This is a genomic window from Polynucleobacter finlandensis (genome assembly GCF_018881755.1).
Taxonomy (GTDB): Bacteria; Pseudomonadota; Gammaproteobacteria; order Burkholderiales; family Burkholderiaceae; genus Polynucleobacter; species Polynucleobacter finlandensis.
Map to the genome: position 1 here is coordinate 211,699 of NZ_JACVPS010000003.1, position 16,699 is coordinate 228,397.

A 16,699-nucleotide genomic window follows, 5' to 3' on the forward strand; every position below is an offset into this window, starting at 1 on the left:
TATTAAGCGCTTACTGCTGTCGGTCTAAATGAAAGGCCTTTAACGCAATCAGGAGGTGGATTGCTACCTTCTGACCAAGTAAGTACCTCAACGCCCGTTGGGGTAACCAACAACGTATGTTCCCATTGGGCTGACAAGCTGCGGTCTTTTGTCTTCACGGTCCATTGATCGGGCATAGTGCGAATATCGCGTTTGCCCGCGTTGATCATGGGTTCGATCGTAAAGGTCATGCCGACTTCTAGTTTTTCACCGGTACCAGGGCGTCCGTAATGCAGAATTTGAGGATCTTGATGAAACATTTTGCCGATGCCGTGGCCACAGTATTCACGCACAATGGAATAGCCTGCTTTTTCAGCATGCGTTTGGATTACGTGACCGATATCACCTAATGTCGCGCCAGGTTTAACTTGAGCAATGCCAAGCCAGAGGCACTCATATGTGATTTGGGTCAGGCGTTTTGCCATCACGGAAACTTCGCCAACCATAAACATGCGACTGGTATCGCCGTAGTAGCCGTCCGGTGTAATGACTGTAATGTCTAGGTTGACTACGTCACCCACCTTCAAAATCTTCTCCCCCGGAATGCCATGACAAATCACGTCATTGACGGAGGTGCAAATAGAAGCTGGAAAAGGGGGGTAGCCAGGTGGCTGGTAATTAAGCGGGGCAGGAATCGTTTTTTGGACATTCAGCATGTACTCATGGCAGATGCGATCCAGCTCACCGGTACTCACCCCAGGCTTCACATGTGGCGTTACGTGATCCAGAACTTCACTGGCTAAGCGGCCGGCTTCGCGCATCCCTTGGATGTCTTTTTCTGCGGTAAATACACTATTCATGCCTTGATTATCAACGACTTGGCAGATTTCAGTTTGTGACAAATGCCTAATTTTTAAGCATATTGCTTATTTTGGTGCAGGTTTGCAGTGAAAGGTGAGGGGTTAAGGATGGGTAGGACTAGCTAGATCCTTGATATTTAAGCTATAATTTCGCTCTCAGGTCTATTTTGGACTTGAAATCGCGAGTTGGGCCTTCCAGGGTGGCACTTTTTAGTGCAGCTAGGACCCAACTTTAGAACACAACCCTTAGGAGAAGTTATGTCAGTAACTATGCGTCAAATGCTGGAAGCCGGTTGCCATTTTGGTCACCAAACCCGTTTCTGGTCCCCAAGAATGGCCCCTTATATTTTCGGCCATCGCAACAAAATCCACATCATCAATTTAGAAAAAACATTGCCAATGTTTCAGGACGCCCTGAAATTTGCAAAACAAATTGCTGCTAATCGTGGCACGATTTTATTTGTTGGTACAAAGCGTCAATCACGTGAAATCATTGCTGAAGAAGCTGCACGTGCTGGTATGCCTTATATCGACAGTCGTTGGTTGGGTGGTACGCTCACCAACTTCAAAACTGTTAAAGGTTCACTGAAGCGTTTAAAAGACATGGCAGTTGCTAAAGAAGCTGGCGACTGGGAAAAGCTTTCCAAGAAGGAAGCTTTGACTAACGACCGTGATCTCGACAAATTGCAAAAAGCACTTGGTGGTATTCAGGATCTGAATGGCGTTCCTGATGCGATTTTCGTAGTGGACGTTGGCTATCACAAGATTGCTATTACTGAGGCTAACAAGCTTGGTATTCCAGTAATCGCCGTGGTTGATACCAACCACTCACCAGAAGGCATTGATTACATCATTCCTGGTAATGATGACTCAAGCAAAGCTGTTCTTCTCTACACTCGCGGTATTGCTGATGCGATCCTCGAAGGTAAATCAAACTCTGTTCAAGAAATCTTGACAGCCGTTAAAGAAGGCGAAGAAGAGTTTGTTGAAGAAGGGAAGGCTGAATAATGGCCGCTATTACCGCTGCAATGGTTGGCGAATTACGCGCCAAAACTGATGCTCCGATGATGGAGTGCAAAAAAGCTTTAACCGAGGCTGATGGTGATATGGCTAGAGCAGAAGAAATTCTGCGTGTAAAGCTGGGTAGCAAGGCGGGTAAAGCTGCTTCCCGCGTTACTGCTGAAGGTATTGTTGCTTCATTCATCAACGGCACTACTGGTGCTTTGCTTGAAGTGAACTGCGAAACCGATTTCGTTTCGAAGAACGATGACTTCTTGGCATTCGCAAACGAGTGTGCAAAGATGATTGCTGAACAGAACCCATCTGACGTAGCTGCTTTATTGGCCTTACCGATGAACGGTTCAACTGTGGATGAAGTTCGCAGCGCCTTGATCGGTAAGATTGGCGAAAACATCATGCCACGTCGCTTCAAGCGTTTTGCTGGCAGCAATAAGCTGGTTTCTTATCTCCACGGTGCTCGTATTGGCGTGACGGTTGAGTTTGAGGGTGATGAGACGGCTGCTAAAGACGTATCAATGCATATTGCTGCAATGAAGCCAGTAGCTTTGTCTATGGCCGATGTTCCTGCTGAAGCAATTGCTATTGAACGTAGTGTTGCCGTTCAAAAAGCTGCTGAATCTGGCAAGCCACCTGAGATTGTTGAAAAGATGGTTGAAGGTTCTATTCAGAAGTTCCTCAAAGAGGTGTCTTTATTGAACCAAACTTTCGTGAAAAACGATAAGCAAACTGTTGAGCAAATGCTTAAGGCTGCTAATACGACAATCAAGGGTTTCACCATGTTTGTTGTAGGTGAGGGCATTGAGAAGCGTCAGGATGACTTTGCGGCTGAAGTAGCCGCCCAGGTTGCCGCCGCTAAAGCAACTGCTTAAATGATTTGGCTGGGGCAATCCCAGTCTTAGTAATGCTCAAAAGGGCATAGGAACCTCAGTTTCTATGCCCTTTTGTTTTATCCGGCTTAAGACCTTTATAATTTGCTGGAGATATTAAAAAGTACTTAAAGATCAATAAGCTAAGTTGTAAATGACTTGGCAAATTACGGAAAACAGGAAACCATGCCAGCCTACAAACGCGTCCTACTTAAACTATCTGGTGAAGCCCTTATGGGGGATGATGCCTTTGGCATTAATCCAGTCACGATTGACGCCATGGTCGCTGAAATAGCAGAGGTTGTGGGTAGCGGGGTGGAGTTGGCTATCGTTATCGGTGGCGGCAATATTTTCCGCGGTGTGGCGGGTGGGGCAGCCGGCATGGATCGAGCCACAGCTGATTACATGGGAATGTTGGCAACCATGATGAACTCACTGGCCTTACAAGATGCTTTGCGACAAAAAGGCGTTGAGGCGCGAGTCCAGTCTGCCTTGCGTATGGATCAAGTGGTTGAGCCGTATATTCGCCCAAGAGCGATTCGTGCGATGAGCGAAGGTAAAGTTGTTATTTTTGCAGCAGGTACTGGCAATCCATTTTTTACCACTGATACTGCAGCCGCTTTGCGCGGTGCTGAAATGGGTGTCGAGATCATGCTTAAGGCCACTAAAGTTGATGGCATTTATAGCGCCGATCCAGTAAAGGATCCTACCGCTACTTTGTACAAGACTATTACCTTTGATGAAGCCCTCATTAAGAACTTGCAGGTTATGGACGCAACTGCGTTTGCATTATGCAGAGACCGCAAGTTGCCAATCAAAGTATTTTCAATTCTTAAGCCAGGCGCCTTGATGCGCGTGGTTCGGGGTGAGCCTGAAGGCACACTAGTACACGTTTAATAGGAGGCTTGATGTCCGCAGCAGAAATTAAATCCACTACCGATCAAAAGATGCACAAGTCTCTTGATGCTTTAAAAACCAATTTAGCGAAGATTCGTTCTGGACGTGCTAATCCTGGAATTCTGGAACACATTCAAGTCGATTATTACGGCAATCCAACGCCATTAAGTCAGGTGGCTAGCTTGGGCTTAGCGGATGCTCGCACTATCAACGTTCAACCATTTGAAAAAACCATGGTTGCGGCGATTGAAAAAGCGATTCGTGATTCTGATTTAGGGCTAAATCCGGCATCTCAGGGAACAGTAATTCGCGTACCAATGCCAGCTTTAACGGAAGAGCGCCGTCGTGATTTAACCAAGGTAGTTAAAAACGAAGGTGAAGAAACCAAGATTGCCGTGCGCAATTTACGTCGCGATGCCAATGAGCACCTTAAGCGCTTAACGAAGGATAAAGAAATCTCTGAAGATGAAGAGCGTCGCGCTACCGATGAAATCCAGAAGATGACTGATAAGGCCGTAATCGACGTTGACAAGATCGTTTCTGAAAAAGAAAAAGAGATCATGACGGTTTAGTAACCTGATTGATTGAATTCTTTATTCTGTTTTTATGACCCTACACGCTAGCTCTACCTTGGTCGTTCCTGAGGTGAGTACTATTCCTCGTCATGTGGCGATCATTATGGATGGCAATGGCCGCTGGGCAAGTAAACGTCACATGCCGCGTGTAGCAGGACATGCTGAAGGCTTGAGCGCTGTTAGAAAAATTGTCGAAGAGTGTCGCCGTATCGGTGTTGAGTATCTAACAGTGTTTGCCTTTAGCTCCGAGAATTGGCGTCGCCCACCAGAAGAAGTGGGTTTCCTCATGAAGCTGTTTCTGAAATCCCTTAAAGGTGAAGTGGGGCGTCTTGCTGAGAATGATATTTCTCTCCGCTTGATTGGGGATTTAAGTCGCTTTGATTCTGCAATTCAAGAGATGGTGCAGTTTTCCGAAGAGAAGACCGCGGGCTGCAAGAGTTTGACCTTTACGATTGCAGCGAATTACGGCGGTCGGTGGGATATTTTGCAAGCCATGCGTCGCTGCCTTGATGCTAATCCAAACTTAACTTCTGAACAAATCACCGAAGAGTTATTGCAGCCGCATTTATCGATGGCTTATGCGCCAGAGCCTGACTTATTTATACGGACTGGTGGAGAGCAGCGGGTGAGTAACTTCTTATTATGGCAACTCGCTTATACCGAGCTGTACTTTACCGATGTTCTGTGGCCTGATTTTAATGAAGCTGAATTACATAAAGCTTTCGAATGGTTTGGTCAGCGAGAGCGTCGTTTCGGTCGAACAAGTGCTCAGCTTGTGCCGCAAGCGATGAGCGATGCAGTTTGATCCAATTCCAGAAAACAAAATGCTAAAGACCCGAATTATTACCGCCACTATTCTGCTGGCAGTCCTTTTGCCTATCCTTTTTTTACTCCCAGGAATTTACCTAAGCGCTTTTTTTCTCTTGACCGTTTTGCTTGCTGCATGGGAGTGGAGTCGCCTAATTACTCCAGGATCTCGTCGCGGAGAAATCATCTACCCTATATTTTGCTTGATGATCATCTTAGGTTTATTGGGTCTTAATAATCCAATATGGCAATTTGCTTTGCTAGCTCTTGCTGTGCTGTTTTGGTTCTTTAATGCCCCTTTTATTCTTGCAAGAGGCTTAAATCTCCCCCTAGATAAGTGGCGTTACTTCTATTCCATTTTGGGATTGATTTTGCTCCCAGCCACTTGGTTCGCTCTGATCTTTTTGCGGGAGATTGGTTTAACTTTTCTGTTATCGACAATGGTATTGGTATGGATTGCTGATATTGGCGCCTACTTTGTGGGGAAGGCCTTCGGCAAGCATCGCTTAGCTGCGCAAATTAGTCCCGGCAAATCTATTGAAGGGGCCTTAGGTGGCCTCCTGCTTTGTTATGGGTATGCAGTTTCCTGTGTTTTCTTCTTACCGCTGGATTCCACATTATTTGGCACTTGGGCAATTCGTTATGGCTGGCTACCAATGCTGTTAATGGTAACTGTCTTAACTGCCTTTAGCATCTTCGGTGATTTATTTGAATCCCAATTAAAGCGGATCGCTGGCGTGAAAGATAGTAGCCATTTATTGCCAGGCCACGGTGGCGTTTTGGATCGCGTTGATGCATTGATACCGGTAATGCCGATCGCTGCATTGCTTGCAGGATTAGTCTAATGCCTTTAAGACGAGTTGCGATTCTAGGTTCTACAGGATCTATCGGCGTGAATACTTTGGATGTAATCCGCTCACACCCAGAGCGCTTCAAAGTGGTTGCACTGACTGCGGGTAAACAAGTCGATCGTTTGGCAGAGCAATGCCTAGAATTTAATCCGGCCATTGCAGTGGTTGCCGATGCCGATGGTGCAGCGCGCCTCAGCGCAATTCTTCATGACAAGAAGATTGCTACAGAAGTGCTGTATGGCCCTGAAGCCATGGTTACTGCAGTGACACAATCGAATTGCGATACGGTAATGGCTGCCATTGTTGGTGCTGCCGGTTTGGTGCCGGCCTTAGCAGCAGCTAAAGCTGGCAAGAGGGTGCTACTGGCAAATAAAGAAGCGCTGGTAATGTCTGGTGATTTATTTATGCAGGCTATGCAATCGGGCGGGGGCGAGTTACTACCTATCGATAGTGAACATAACGCCATCTTTCAGTGCCTTCCTCAGCAATTTACTAAAGCGCCCCATGATTATTTGGGTGTTGAAGAGCTCTGGTTAACTGCTTCAGGAGGCCCATTTAGAGATACTCCTATCAGCGAGTTGTCAGTTGTCACTCCTGAACAAGCTTGTGCTCATCCCAATTGGGTCATGGGTAGAAAAATTTCAGTAGATTCGGCAACCATGATGAATAAAGGGCTGGAAGTCATCGAGGCCTTTTGGTTATTTGGCCTGTCATTGGAAAAAATTAAGGTGCTGATACATCCCCAAAGTGTGGTGCACTCGATGGTGCGCTATCGTGATGGGTCGGTGCTTGCTCAAATGGGTCAGCCTGATATGAGAACACCTATTGCTTACGGGCTAGCATGGCCAGAACGCATTGATGCTGGTGTTGCACCTCTCAATTTGACTCAGTTCTCAGCACTCAGTTTTACTGAACCAGACCTAGGACGTTTTCCTTGTCTTGCGCTGGCTTTTTCAGCAGCAAAAACAGGCGGCACTGCTCCGACGATCTTAAATGCTGCCAATGAAATTGCGGTAGCGGCATTTTTGGATGCTGGCTTGTCGTATTTACGAATTCCAGAAGTAGTTGAAAAAACGCTCAATCACATTCAATCCGTTCCAGCGAGTTCTCTTGAGCTCATTTTGGAAGTGGATGCGCAGGCTAGGCAAGTGGCCACAAGTCTGATGAGCGAGATGAATATTTAGTGGAACTTGTCTAGTGCAGACCTTGATTGCCCTCGCAGCTTTTTTGCTAACACTCGGTATTTTGGTCGGTTTTCATGAGTTTGGCCATTTTCTAGCAGCGCGCTTATGTGGAGTTCGCGTTCTTCGCTTTGCTCTTGGATTTGGCAAGCCGCTATTTACTTATGTGGCGCGTAATCGTACCGAGTGGGTTGTAGCCGCCATCCCTTTAGGTGGATATGTGAAGTTATTGGATGGTCGCGATGCTGGTCAGCTTATTTCGGAATCAGAAAAGTCCGAAGCGTTTGATGCCAAGCCGCTCTGGCAACGATCATTCATTGTGGCTGCTGGACCTTTAGCAAATTTTATTTTGGCGATCGTATTATTTGCCATTATTTACATGAGTGGGGTAGCTCAATTACCCGCACGCCTCGATGCACCTCCAGAGAGTTCATTGGCGGCTAAGCTTGGCGTTATTGCTGGTGATCAGGTCATTGGTTGGAAGTCTCTGCCAGATGACTCTGAAGATACGACTATTTCCGGGGATTTTGATCCCGTTTTGAGCTGGAATGTTCTACGTTGGAGACTTCTGGATGCGGTTATGGGGCAAGAAGGCTTTATCTTAGAGTTGCGTGGGACTGCGGCGGGAAGATCTTTTAAGGTTTTTAAGGGTCTTGATTTACCTCAAATGAGCCCTGAAACCGATCCTTTCATCGCCATAGGCATTCGCCCTCAGATTAGCCCTCAAGCCGACTGGTTCAAGCTTAAATTGGGCCCATTGGACGCCTTAGCTTACGCCGCCGACAGGGTCTGGTTAATTACCAAGGTCTCGACACGCCTGATGTTGGGATTATTTACGGGAAATACCTCCATAAAACAGCTAGGCGGCCCCTTAAGCATTGCGGATATGGCTGGTAAGTCTGCACAGTTCGGGTGGCAGCCATTTTTAGCCTTTTTGTCACTTTTGAGTATTAGCATTGGCCTACTTAATCTAGTACCCCTACCAATGTTAGATGGGGGTCAGCTCCTGTATGATGCATGGGAGTTGGTTGCTGGTAAGCGGATTTCGGTTTCAATGCAGGAGCAGCTCCAAAAAGTGGGCTTTTTCTTGCTGATTTCACTCTCGTTACTGGCCTTGTTTAACGATTTACAACGCTACCTTTCGCCTTGAATTTTTTGACCTCTTTCCCTCGCTTTTTTGTCCGATTTCTTGCGCAAGTAATGCTCATTGCTGCCGCTGGATTATTTGTCAATGCCCATGCCGCCGAATCTTTCGTCATTAAAGATATTCGTATCGAGGGGTTGCAGCGCGTAGAACCTGGGACAGTTTTTAGTTATTTGCCGGTTCAAGTGGGTGACACATTTACTGAAGAAAAAGGTGCTGAAGCTATTAAGGCCCTATATAGCACTGGCTTTTTTAGGGATGTACAGATCCAAGCACAGGGCAGCGTCTTAATTGTTATTGTTGATGAGCGGCCAACGATTTCCCGAATTGAATTTACAGGGATGAAAGAATTTGACCAGGAGATTGTGCGTAAATCCCTGAAGACGGTAGGCGTTGCCGAGGCGCGCTTCTACGATAAAGCGTTGATTGATAAGGCTGAGCAGGAATTAAAGCGCCAATATATCGGCAAAGGTATGTACGCCGCTGAAGTGGTCGCTACTGTCACCCCTATAGAGCGCAATCAAGTCGCTATTTACTTCAATATTGATGAGGGACCCGTTGCCAAAATCCAAGAAATTAACTTTATTGGTAATAAAGAATTTAGCGAAAGCACACTATTGAGTCAGATGCAGCTCAAAACAGGTGGATGGTTATCTTGGTACAGCAAAGACAATTTGTACTCCAAGCAAAAACTCACTGCCGATCTTGAAACGATTCGCTCTTACTATTTGAACCGCGGTTACCTCGAGTTCGTGATTGATTCGACTCAAGTTTCTATTACTCCGGATAAAAAAGGCATCTATCTCACCATTAGTATTCGTGAAGGTCAGATGTTTACTGTTAAAAATGTACGACTTGCCGGAGAGTTGCTTGGTAAAGAGGCTGAGCTAATGCAGTTGATTACCTTAAAACCTGGAGATACCTTCTCCTCTGCAGAGTTGACTAAGAGCACTAAAGCAATTGCGGAGATACTGGGTTCTTATGGATACGCGTTCGCCACGATTAATCCTCAGCCTGATATTCGCCGTGAATTAAGTGAGGTAGATCTCACTTTGGTGGTTGATCCGGGTCGACGTGTTTATGTGCGCCAAGTGGCAATTAGCGGTAATGCTAAAACGCGCGATATGGTGATTCGCCGTGAGATGCGCCAGTTTGAAAGCTCCTGGTTTGATAGCGATAAGATCGATTTATCGAAGAAGCGTTTAGGTCGACTTGGTTACTTTACCGAAACCGATATTTCTACGCAGGATGTGCCGGGCTCGCCAGATCAGGTTGACGTCAACGTTAAGGTGACAGAGAAGCCTACAGGTGCAGTTACGGTTGGTGCTGGCTTCTCTTCAACTGAGAAGCTGATTTTGTCTGCTGGTATTAATCAAGATAATGCTTTTGGTACGGGCACTGCGATTGGTTTAAACGCCTCGGTCGGTAAGATTAATCAAAACTTGACCCTGTCTCAGTACGACCCTTATTTCACTGAGGATGGCATCAGTCGATATAGTGATTTGTACTACCGTTCATCCAAGCCTTTGTACTATGTTGGGGATCCTGATTACCAAATCAAGTCAGTCGGCTCAAACTTAAAATTTGGCGTTCCTTACACCGAGGTTGATAGGGTTTTCTTTGGTACCGGAATCGAAGCATTTCAGATATCTACAACTGTCAATACCCCCCAGCCATACTTGAACTATGCTCAAAGTTATGGAATTGCGGCGCCTGGTTATCCTGCAACCATAACAACATATAACGTACCGTTGACGGTGGGTTGGGCGCGTGATGGTCGTGATAGCAGCTTAATTCCTTCTGAGGGCTCCCTGCAGCAACTTTCTGCGGAGGTGGGAACCCCGGTGGGTAATATGACTTTCTACCGTGTTTACGGCCAATATCAAAAGTACCACTCATTCTCTAAGGGCAATATTTTGTCCTTTAATGGCGAAGTGGGTTATGGTGAGGCCTATGGCAGCAATCCCTTCCCAATTACTAAAAACTACTATGTAGGTGGTATTGGCTCTGTTCGTGGTTATGCCCCTGGATCCCTTGGGCCACAGTATTTCAACACAACTACAGGGCTTTATCAGCCCACTGGTGGTCAATCTAAGATTGTAAGTAACGTTGAGTACACCTTCCCAGTGCCTGGGTCTGGCGTCGATAAAACCTTGCGACTCTTCACTTTCGTGGATGGTGGTAATGCATTTGGCACCAATATCAACCTAGTTTTGCGCTATTCCTACGGCTTGGGTTTATCATGGATATCACCACTGGGACCGCTAAAATTCAGTTATGGTATTCCGATCAAGTCTCAACCAACGGATAATATCCAGCGTTTGCAGTTCCAAGTAGGTACGGCGTTTTAATTGTTTAAGGAAAGTTTTATGAAGCTTTGTTTCTCTTCTAAATGGGTTCAATTCGGCTTAATTGCTTGTGCATCATTTGCCGCAGCACCACAGGTGTTCGCTCAAGACGCTGGCACACGGGTTGCCGTCGTGAATTCTGAAAAAGTCTTTAACGAATCCAACTTAGCAAAAGCGATGCAAACGCGTTTGCAAAATGAGTTCACAAAGCGCCAAAATGAACTGCGTGATAGCGCTCAAAAGATTAAATCGGCAGCCGAAAAGTTAGATCGCGATGCAGCAGTCATGAATGAAGCTGATCGTGTACGTCGTCAACGTGAGTTGGCCGATCAAGATCGTGAATTGCAACGCAAACAACGCGAGTTCACAGAAGATTTGAATCAGCGTACCTTTGAAGAGCGTGCCAAGATTGCTGAAAAAGCAAATGCCGTGCTCAAGCAAATTGCTGAGCAAAGAAAAATTGACGTCATTGTTCAAGAAGCAGCTTATGTTAGCCCTAAGGCTGATGTAACCGATGATGTCATCAAGGCTTTGAATAGTCTCAAGTAAGTTTTATGCCCACCGCCATCGAGCTGGCCGAACAGTTTCAAGTAAGCTTGGTGGGGGATGGCTCCCACGCATTTGAGGGACTCGCTCCCCTAGAGCGCGCTCAGTCGAGTCAGATTTCCTTTCTCTCCAATCCGCTGTATCGTCAACAGGCTAGCGATAGCAATGCTGGCGCACTCATAGTTAGTAAAGCTGATCTAGAGTTCTTGCAGGCTAATCCGAGTGCTCATTCTGCACAGCGGGTTTACTTCGTCTCTAAAAATCCATATGCTACTTTTGCAAGGATGGCACAGCACTTTGCCAAGGCAAGCGCTCCAATGTATCCGCCCGGAATACACTCTAGCGCTGTTATAGATTCAACAGCAACGATTCCGGCTTCTTGCCATATTGGACCTTTTGTGCAAATAGGGGCTGGCGTTACATTGGGTGAGCGGGTTGTTATCTTGGGCAACACGTCCGTTGCAAGAGATAGCATCATCGGCGCAGACACTTTGATTTACCCATCAACTTCTATTTATTACGGCACTGAAATCGGTCAGCGCTGCATTATCCATAGCGGAGCAGTCATTGGCGCTGATGGTTTTGGTTTCGCTCCTGATTTTTCTGCTACCGGTGGTGAATGGGTCAAGATTCCACAAACTGGCAAGGTGGTCATTGGTGATGATGTTGAAGTTGGAGCATCAACAACGATTGATCGTGGAGCTTTGAGTGACACGATAGTCGGCTCGGGAACCAAGATTGATAACCAGGTCCAAATTGCGCATAACGTCGTTATTGGTCAATGTTGCGTTGTGGCGGGTTGTGCCGCCATCTCCGGCAGTACCAAAATTGGAAACTTCTGCATTATTGGTGGGGCAGCTAATTTTGCTGGCCATCTCACGATTGCAGATAGGACGACGGTTTCAGGCAATACCTCGATTATTCGCTCCATTACAGAGCCAGGACAGCACTTTACGGGTGTTTACCCGTCGATGTTGCATAGCGCTTGGGAGAAAAACGCAGCTATCTTGCGTGGGCTAGATAAAATACGTCAACGTTTGCGTTTGTTGGACAAAAATAAAAACACGGAGTCATAGACTTCTTCGTTACGGATGCATCAATTTAATTTTTTATGTGGGCTATCAAATGAGTAATGCTGCTGCAATCGATATCAACAAGATCATGAAACTCTTGCCGCATCGCTATCCATTTTTACTGGTGGATCGCGTGCTGGAATTTACCCCTCGCCAAAGTATTACGGCCATTAAGAATGTCACTATTAACGAGCCATTCTTTCAGGGACACTTTCCAGATTTCCCGGTGATGCCTGGTGTCTTAATTATTGAAGCGCTTGCACAAACGGCTGCTCTGCTCACCTTTACCGAAGAGAAAAAAGATGATGCCATTTACTATTTCGCTGGGATTGATGCCGCTCGCTTTAAAAGGCCTGTTGTTCCCGGGGATCAACTGTTGATGGTGGCTACGTATCAACGTGAAAAAGCGGGCATCTATAAATTTCATGTGACAGCAACAGTCGATGGTGAATTGGCTGCCGAAGCTGACATTACCTGTGCAGTACGTACGAAAGGTGCGTAATGACTTTGATTCATGCATCCGCTGTAGTCGATAGCAAGGCAGAACTCGCTAGTGATGTGGTGGTTGGTCCATTCTCAGTGATTGGCCCAAACGTTAAAATTGGAGCCGGCACTAAGATAGGCTCTCATACCGTGATCGAGGGTTACACCACGATTGGCAAAGAGAATACTTTTGCACATTTCGCTTCGATTGGCGGACCTCCCCAAGATATGAAATACCGTGGCGAGCCTACGCAATTAATCATTGGTGATCGCAATACCGTACGGGAGTTCACAACCATTCATACGGGTACCACCCAAGATGTTGGTATTACCCGAGTTGGTAACGATAACTGGATCATGGCTTATGTACATATTGCCCATGACTGTCAAATTGGAAGCAACACCATTTTTGCGAGTAATGCGCAGATTGCGGGTCACGTGCAAGTGGATGACTGGGCGATCATGGGCGGCATGTCCGGAGTACATCAATTTGTACGAGTAGGCCAACATGCCATGCTCGGCGGCGCTTCTGCGCTAGTGCAAGATATCCCACCATTTGTCATCGCTGCCGGTGATAAGGCATCTCCCCATGGGATTAATGTTGAGGGTCTAAAGCGTCGTGGTTTTTCAAGTGAAACCATTACGGCTTTGCGTCAAGCCTACAAAGTGCTCTACAAAGATGGTTTGAGTTTTGAAGATGCAAAAGTAGAAATTCAGAAGATGGTGGTTGCTAATGCTGCTGATTCTGCCACCGCAGAAAAGCTCAAATTGTTCCACGACTTTATCGCCGCTTCCACGCGCGGCATTATTCGATAGCACTAGGTCAGCTTTGCCTAAATTAGCCTGCGTAGCCGGCGAACCTTCTGGCGACTTGCTGGCCGCTCCTGTACTAAGTGCCTTAAATCAAATTCCAGACATGTCTGGTCTAGAGGTTTATGGCATTGGCGGTCCTCGTATGCAAGCAGAGGGGATGCGTTCTGATTGGCCAATGGAAACCTTAAGTGTTCGTGGTTATGTTGAAGCCATCAGGCAACTGCCAGCCATTCTGAAACTACGTCGTGAGCTCATTGCCAATCTACTGAATGAAGGGCGCCCAGATGTTTATCTTGGCATCGATGCGCCTGACTTTAATCTGGGGGTTGAGCTTCAACTTCGTAAAGCCGGCATTCCAACCTTGCACCTTGTTTCACCCTCCATTTGGGCATGGCGAGGCGGGCGCATTACGAAAATTGCGCAAGCTGTTGAACGCATGCTTTGTATCTTTCCCTTTGAAACCGAAATTTATGAGCGAGCCGGGATAGCAGCTACGTACGTTGGACATCCATTGGCAAGCGATATTCCACCAGAACCCAATACAGCGCTTGCTAGAGAACGGATTGCGCAGATTCTCAAGATTGCTCCAGTTGACTTGAGTGGAAAGGTGATTGCGGTGTTGCCTGGCAGTCGTGGTTCAGAGATTGAGCAGATTGCCCCGATCTTTTTTGACACCATGAAACTCCTAGCCGATCGATTGCATGGAGAAAAGCTACAGTTTTTAATTCCGGTTGCTACGCCGCGTTTGCGTGAGCCACTTGAGAATCTCTTGTTGCGAGTAAAAGAAGTTAATCCTCATATTCAGATTCATTTAATGGATGGCGAAGCCGATGCCATTCTTGAGGCCTCTGACGTAGTGTTGATTGCCAGCGGAACAGCTACTTTGCAAGCTGCCCTTTGGAAAAAACCCATGGTGATTTCTTATAAGGTACCTTGGTTAACAGCGCAGATTATGAAACGCCAAGCCTATATGCCTTATGTTGGCCTACCGAATATTTTGTGTGGAGAGTTCGTTGTGCCTGAGTTATTACAGGACGATGCTACCCCTGAAAAACTCGCTAATGCAGTGTTGAATTGGCTTAATAATCCCGTTAAGGTGAGCGAGCTTAAAGCGCGTTTCGCGCAAATGCACGAAACCTTGCGCCGCCCAACCGGCTTATTAGTAGCGCAGGCCGTGGTCCAAACCATGCACGATCATCAACTTCGTAAAAACGCATGAGTACCATCTGGATTTGTGGCGTGGATGAAGCGGGTCGAGGACCTTTGGTTGGTTCGGTTGTCGCTGGCGCCGTTGTGCTTGATCCAAATAATCCAATCGCGGGACTAAAGGACTCCAAGAAACTCACGCCTGCAAAAAGAGAGTATTTATATGAACAAATTATGCTCAAGGCAAAAGCTTGGGGCATTGGCGAGGCGAGTCCAGAAGAGATAGATCAAATCAATATTCTGCAGGCAACGATGCTAGCGATGCGACGTGCGGTTGAAGATCTTGCAAGCAGATTGGGTTCATGGCCAGACAAAGCCTTGATCGATGGTAACCGCTGCCCTGAATTGCCGATACCTGCTGAGGCGATTGTGAAGGGTGATGCTAAAGAGCCAGCGATTTCGGCGGGATCGATTTTGGCAAAAGTCACGCGTGATCGTCAGATGGTAATCTTGCATGAGCGTTTTCCGCAATATGGTTTTGCTCAACACATGGGTTATCCAACTGCCGCCCATTTTGCGGCCTTAAAAGAATTTGGTGTATGTGAAGAACATCGCCGCAGTTTTTCTCCGGTGCGAAATGTTATAGAGGCGATGAGTAGATAAATGAAAATCGAAATTATCTCCTCCAAAGAAAACCCCCTGTTTAAAGAGCTACGCCTTTTGCAGGCCACAGGCTCGAAGGGGCAGAAGGCGCGCATTGCTAGCGGTCAGGCTTTGCTCGAGGGAGTTCATTTGGTGCAAACCTGGGTTGGCGATCCAACTCTGACAGCTTTGCTTACCTCTGAGGTGGGCTTTAAAAACCCTGAGATTTGTCAGGCGATCTATTCCCATTTAGAGACTTGTCCAGATACTCGTGTTTATCAGTTGGATGTCGCTCTATGGGATTTATTGAGTGAGTTGGCCAATGCCCCCCATATCGCAGGCTTGTTAAATCTTCCCAAGTCTTGCATTAGTCCGCCCCAATCGATTTCCAACTTAGATGGCGATGTATTGATTCTCGATCGGATTCAAGATGCGGGCAATGTAGGCTCGATTTTGCGTACCGCTGCTGCTGCAGGCTTTACCCAGGTGATCGCAGTGTCTGGTTGTGCGCATCTATGGTCAAACAAGGTATTGCGCGCTGGTATGGGTGCCCACCGTCTCCTCGATCTTTATGAGGGCTGGTCAACACAACAAGTGCTGAGCGCTGTTATTGCACCGTTGATGGCTGCCACTGCCGATGGGGCAAGTGATATCTACGACCTGACAAAAGAATTAAAGCATCCAGTTGCCTGGCTAATGGGTAGCGAGGGGCAGGGCGTCTCTGAAGAATTCTTAGCGCAAGCTAAAGGGATATCGATTCCGATTGATCCACGCGTTGAGTCGCTCAATGTGTCGACTGCAGCTGCTATTTGCTTATTTGAGACCGTGCGCGCAAGGCGTGGTTAAGAGCCCGCTGATAAATTTCATTAGTTAGAAAAAGAAATTGTGAGTCTACTTGAGATTGTTCAAAACTATCTGTAGCACTTGCAAACCCAGCAATAAGACGAGTGGCGATATATCGAGCGCCCCCAGATGAGGTATTACCCGTCGAATGGGTGTAAGTAGTGGATCAACTAAAAGAGATACAAGATATTGGATTTGAGAACCTGCGCTGATCCAAGAGAGGATCACGCTAGCGAAGACTAGCCCAACGAGACCAGAAAGGATTAAGTCCAAGAGGTCGATGAGAGCAAAAAGCAGCCAAGACAGAAGCGAGGGCGCGAAGCCGGCGACCAAAGACAGGACAATTGTTTTTCCTAAAACAAGTAGGTAGGCGGCAACAAAGCTAGCAGTATCAAATCTACCTAAGCTTGGGATGGCCCGACGAAACGGAAGAACAATCCAGTTGGTAATGGGGAGCAGGTAAGAGCCAATAGCTTTGTTTTGACCAGATCCAAGGTTAAATGCCAGCCACTGCATATAGCAGCGTAAAAGACAGGCTCCAGCAACGATGCTGACAAATACTTGAAGTAGTAGGTTTGTAATTTGTATTAACATTCGCTCATTGTAGGCAATGTCTCTTGTGGGT

At 46.8% G+C, this 16,699-nt stretch carries 18 protein-coding genes; 16 read left to right on the forward strand and 2 right to left on the reverse strand.

Going from position 1 to position 16,699, the window contains the following annotated elements:
- Nucleotides 1-2: 2 nt before the first annotated feature.
- Nucleotides 3-839: a type I methionyl aminopeptidase gene (gene map / locus ICN49_RS03290; RefSeq protein ID WP_216165803.1), complete on the reverse strand. Its 837-nt coding sequence runs from the start codon at nucleotides 837-839 to the stop codon at nucleotides 3-5.
- A gap of 258 nt (nucleotides 840-1,097) precedes the next feature.
- Here map and rpsB point away from each other — a divergent pair, with 258 nt between their 5' ends.
- The 16 genes from rpsB (at nucleotide 1,098) to ICN49_RS03370 (ending at nucleotide 16,077) form a co-directional block, all read left to right on the forward strand.
- On the forward strand, nucleotides 1,098-1,847 hold the full coding sequence (rpsB, locus tag ICN49_RS03295; RefSeq protein ID WP_216165743.1) for a 30S ribosomal protein S2: 750 nt from the start codon (nucleotides 1,098-1,100) through the stop codon (nucleotides 1,845-1,847).
- Nucleotides 1,847-2,728, forward strand: coding sequence for a translation elongation factor Ts (tsf, locus tag ICN49_RS03300; RefSeq protein WP_216165745.1), 882 nt, complete (start codon nucleotides 1,847-1,849; stop codon nucleotides 2,726-2,728). Before rpsB ends, tsf begins: the two co-directional genes overlap by 1 nt.
- 183 nt (nucleotides 2,729-2,911) lie before the next feature.
- Nucleotides 2,912-3,622, forward strand: a complete 711-nt coding sequence (pyrH, locus tag ICN49_RS03305) for a UMP kinase (protein WP_216165747.1) — start codon at nucleotides 2,912-2,914, stop codon at nucleotides 3,620-3,622.
- 11 nt (nucleotides 3,623-3,633) lie between these two features.
- On the forward strand, nucleotides 3,634-4,194 hold the full coding sequence (gene frr, locus ICN49_RS03310) for a ribosome recycling factor (protein ID WP_216165749.1): 561 nt from the start codon (nucleotides 3,634-3,636) through the stop codon (nucleotides 4,192-4,194).
- A gap of 34 nt (nucleotides 4,195-4,228) precedes the next feature.
- Entirely contained in the window at nucleotides 4,229-5,002 is a 774-nt protein-coding gene (uppS, locus tag ICN49_RS03315; protein WP_216165751.1) for a polyprenyl diphosphate synthase, read from the forward strand.
- Nucleotides 4,992-5,849 (forward strand): phosphatidate cytidylyltransferase, encoded by an 858-nt coding sequence (locus tag ICN49_RS03320; RefSeq protein ID WP_255535377.1) that lies wholly within the window; start codon nucleotides 4,992-4,994, stop codon nucleotides 5,847-5,849. Before uppS ends, ICN49_RS03320 begins: the two co-directional genes overlap by 11 nt.
- Nucleotides 5,849-7,039: a 1-deoxy-D-xylulose-5-phosphate reductoisomerase gene (gene ispC, locus ICN49_RS03325; RefSeq protein WP_216165753.1), complete on the forward strand. Its 1,191-nt coding sequence runs from the start codon at nucleotides 5,849-5,851 to the stop codon at nucleotides 7,037-7,039. Before ICN49_RS03320 ends, ispC begins: the two co-directional genes overlap by 1 nt.
- Before the next feature lie 13 nt (nucleotides 7,040-7,052).
- Nucleotides 7,053-8,186, forward strand: a complete 1,134-nt coding sequence (locus ICN49_RS03330) for a M50 family metallopeptidase (RefSeq protein ID WP_216165755.1) — start codon at nucleotides 7,053-7,055, stop codon at nucleotides 8,184-8,186.
- Between the two features lie 50 nt (nucleotides 8,187-8,236).
- Nucleotides 8,237-10,531 carry an outer membrane protein assembly factor BamA gene (gene bamA, locus ICN49_RS03335; RefSeq protein ID WP_216165807.1) on the forward strand — a complete coding sequence of 765 codons (2,295 nt, stop codon included), beginning with the start codon at nucleotides 8,237-8,239 and terminating at the stop codon, nucleotides 10,529-10,531.
- A gap of 18 nt (nucleotides 10,532-10,549) precedes the next feature.
- Nucleotides 10,550-11,077: an OmpH/Skp family outer membrane protein gene (locus ICN49_RS03340; protein WP_216165757.1), complete on the forward strand. Its 528-nt coding sequence runs from the start codon at nucleotides 10,550-10,552 to the stop codon at nucleotides 11,075-11,077.
- Between the two features lie 5 nt (nucleotides 11,078-11,082).
- On the forward strand, nucleotides 11,083-12,150 hold the full coding sequence (gene lpxD, locus ICN49_RS03345) for a UDP-3-O-(3-hydroxymyristoyl)glucosamine N-acyltransferase (protein ID WP_216165759.1): 1,068 nt from the start codon (nucleotides 11,083-11,085) through the stop codon (nucleotides 12,148-12,150).
- A 49-nt stretch (nucleotides 12,151-12,199) separates the two neighbouring features.
- A complete protein-coding gene (fabZ, locus tag ICN49_RS03350; protein WP_216165761.1) occupies nucleotides 12,200-12,649 on the forward strand; it encodes a 3-hydroxyacyl-ACP dehydratase FabZ in 450 nt (149 codons plus the stop codon).
- Entirely contained in the window at nucleotides 12,649-13,446 is a 798-nt protein-coding gene (lpxA, locus tag ICN49_RS03355) for an acyl-ACP--UDP-N-acetylglucosamine O-acyltransferase (protein WP_216165763.1), read from the forward strand. Before fabZ ends, lpxA begins: the two co-directional genes overlap by 1 nt.
- A 13-nt stretch (nucleotides 13,447-13,459) precedes the next feature.
- Nucleotides 13,460-14,662 (forward strand): lipid-A-disaccharide synthase, encoded by a 1,203-nt coding sequence (lpxB, locus tag ICN49_RS03360; protein WP_255535378.1) that lies wholly within the window; start codon nucleotides 13,460-13,462, stop codon nucleotides 14,660-14,662.
- Entirely contained in the window at nucleotides 14,659-15,252 is a 594-nt protein-coding gene (rnhB, locus tag ICN49_RS03365; protein WP_216165767.1) for a ribonuclease HII, read from the forward strand. Before lpxB ends, rnhB begins: the two co-directional genes overlap by 4 nt.
- Nucleotides 15,253-16,077 (forward strand): TrmH family RNA methyltransferase, encoded by an 825-nt coding sequence (locus ICN49_RS03370; RefSeq protein ID WP_216165769.1) that lies wholly within the window; start codon nucleotides 15,253-15,255, stop codon nucleotides 16,075-16,077.
- A gap of 45 nt (nucleotides 16,078-16,122) precedes the next feature.
- Here ICN49_RS03370 and ICN49_RS03375 read toward each other — a convergent pair.
- A partial coding sequence (locus ICN49_RS03375) for a YggT family protein (protein ID WP_216165771.1) occupies nucleotides 16,123-16,699 on the reverse strand: 577 nt, incomplete at its 5' end.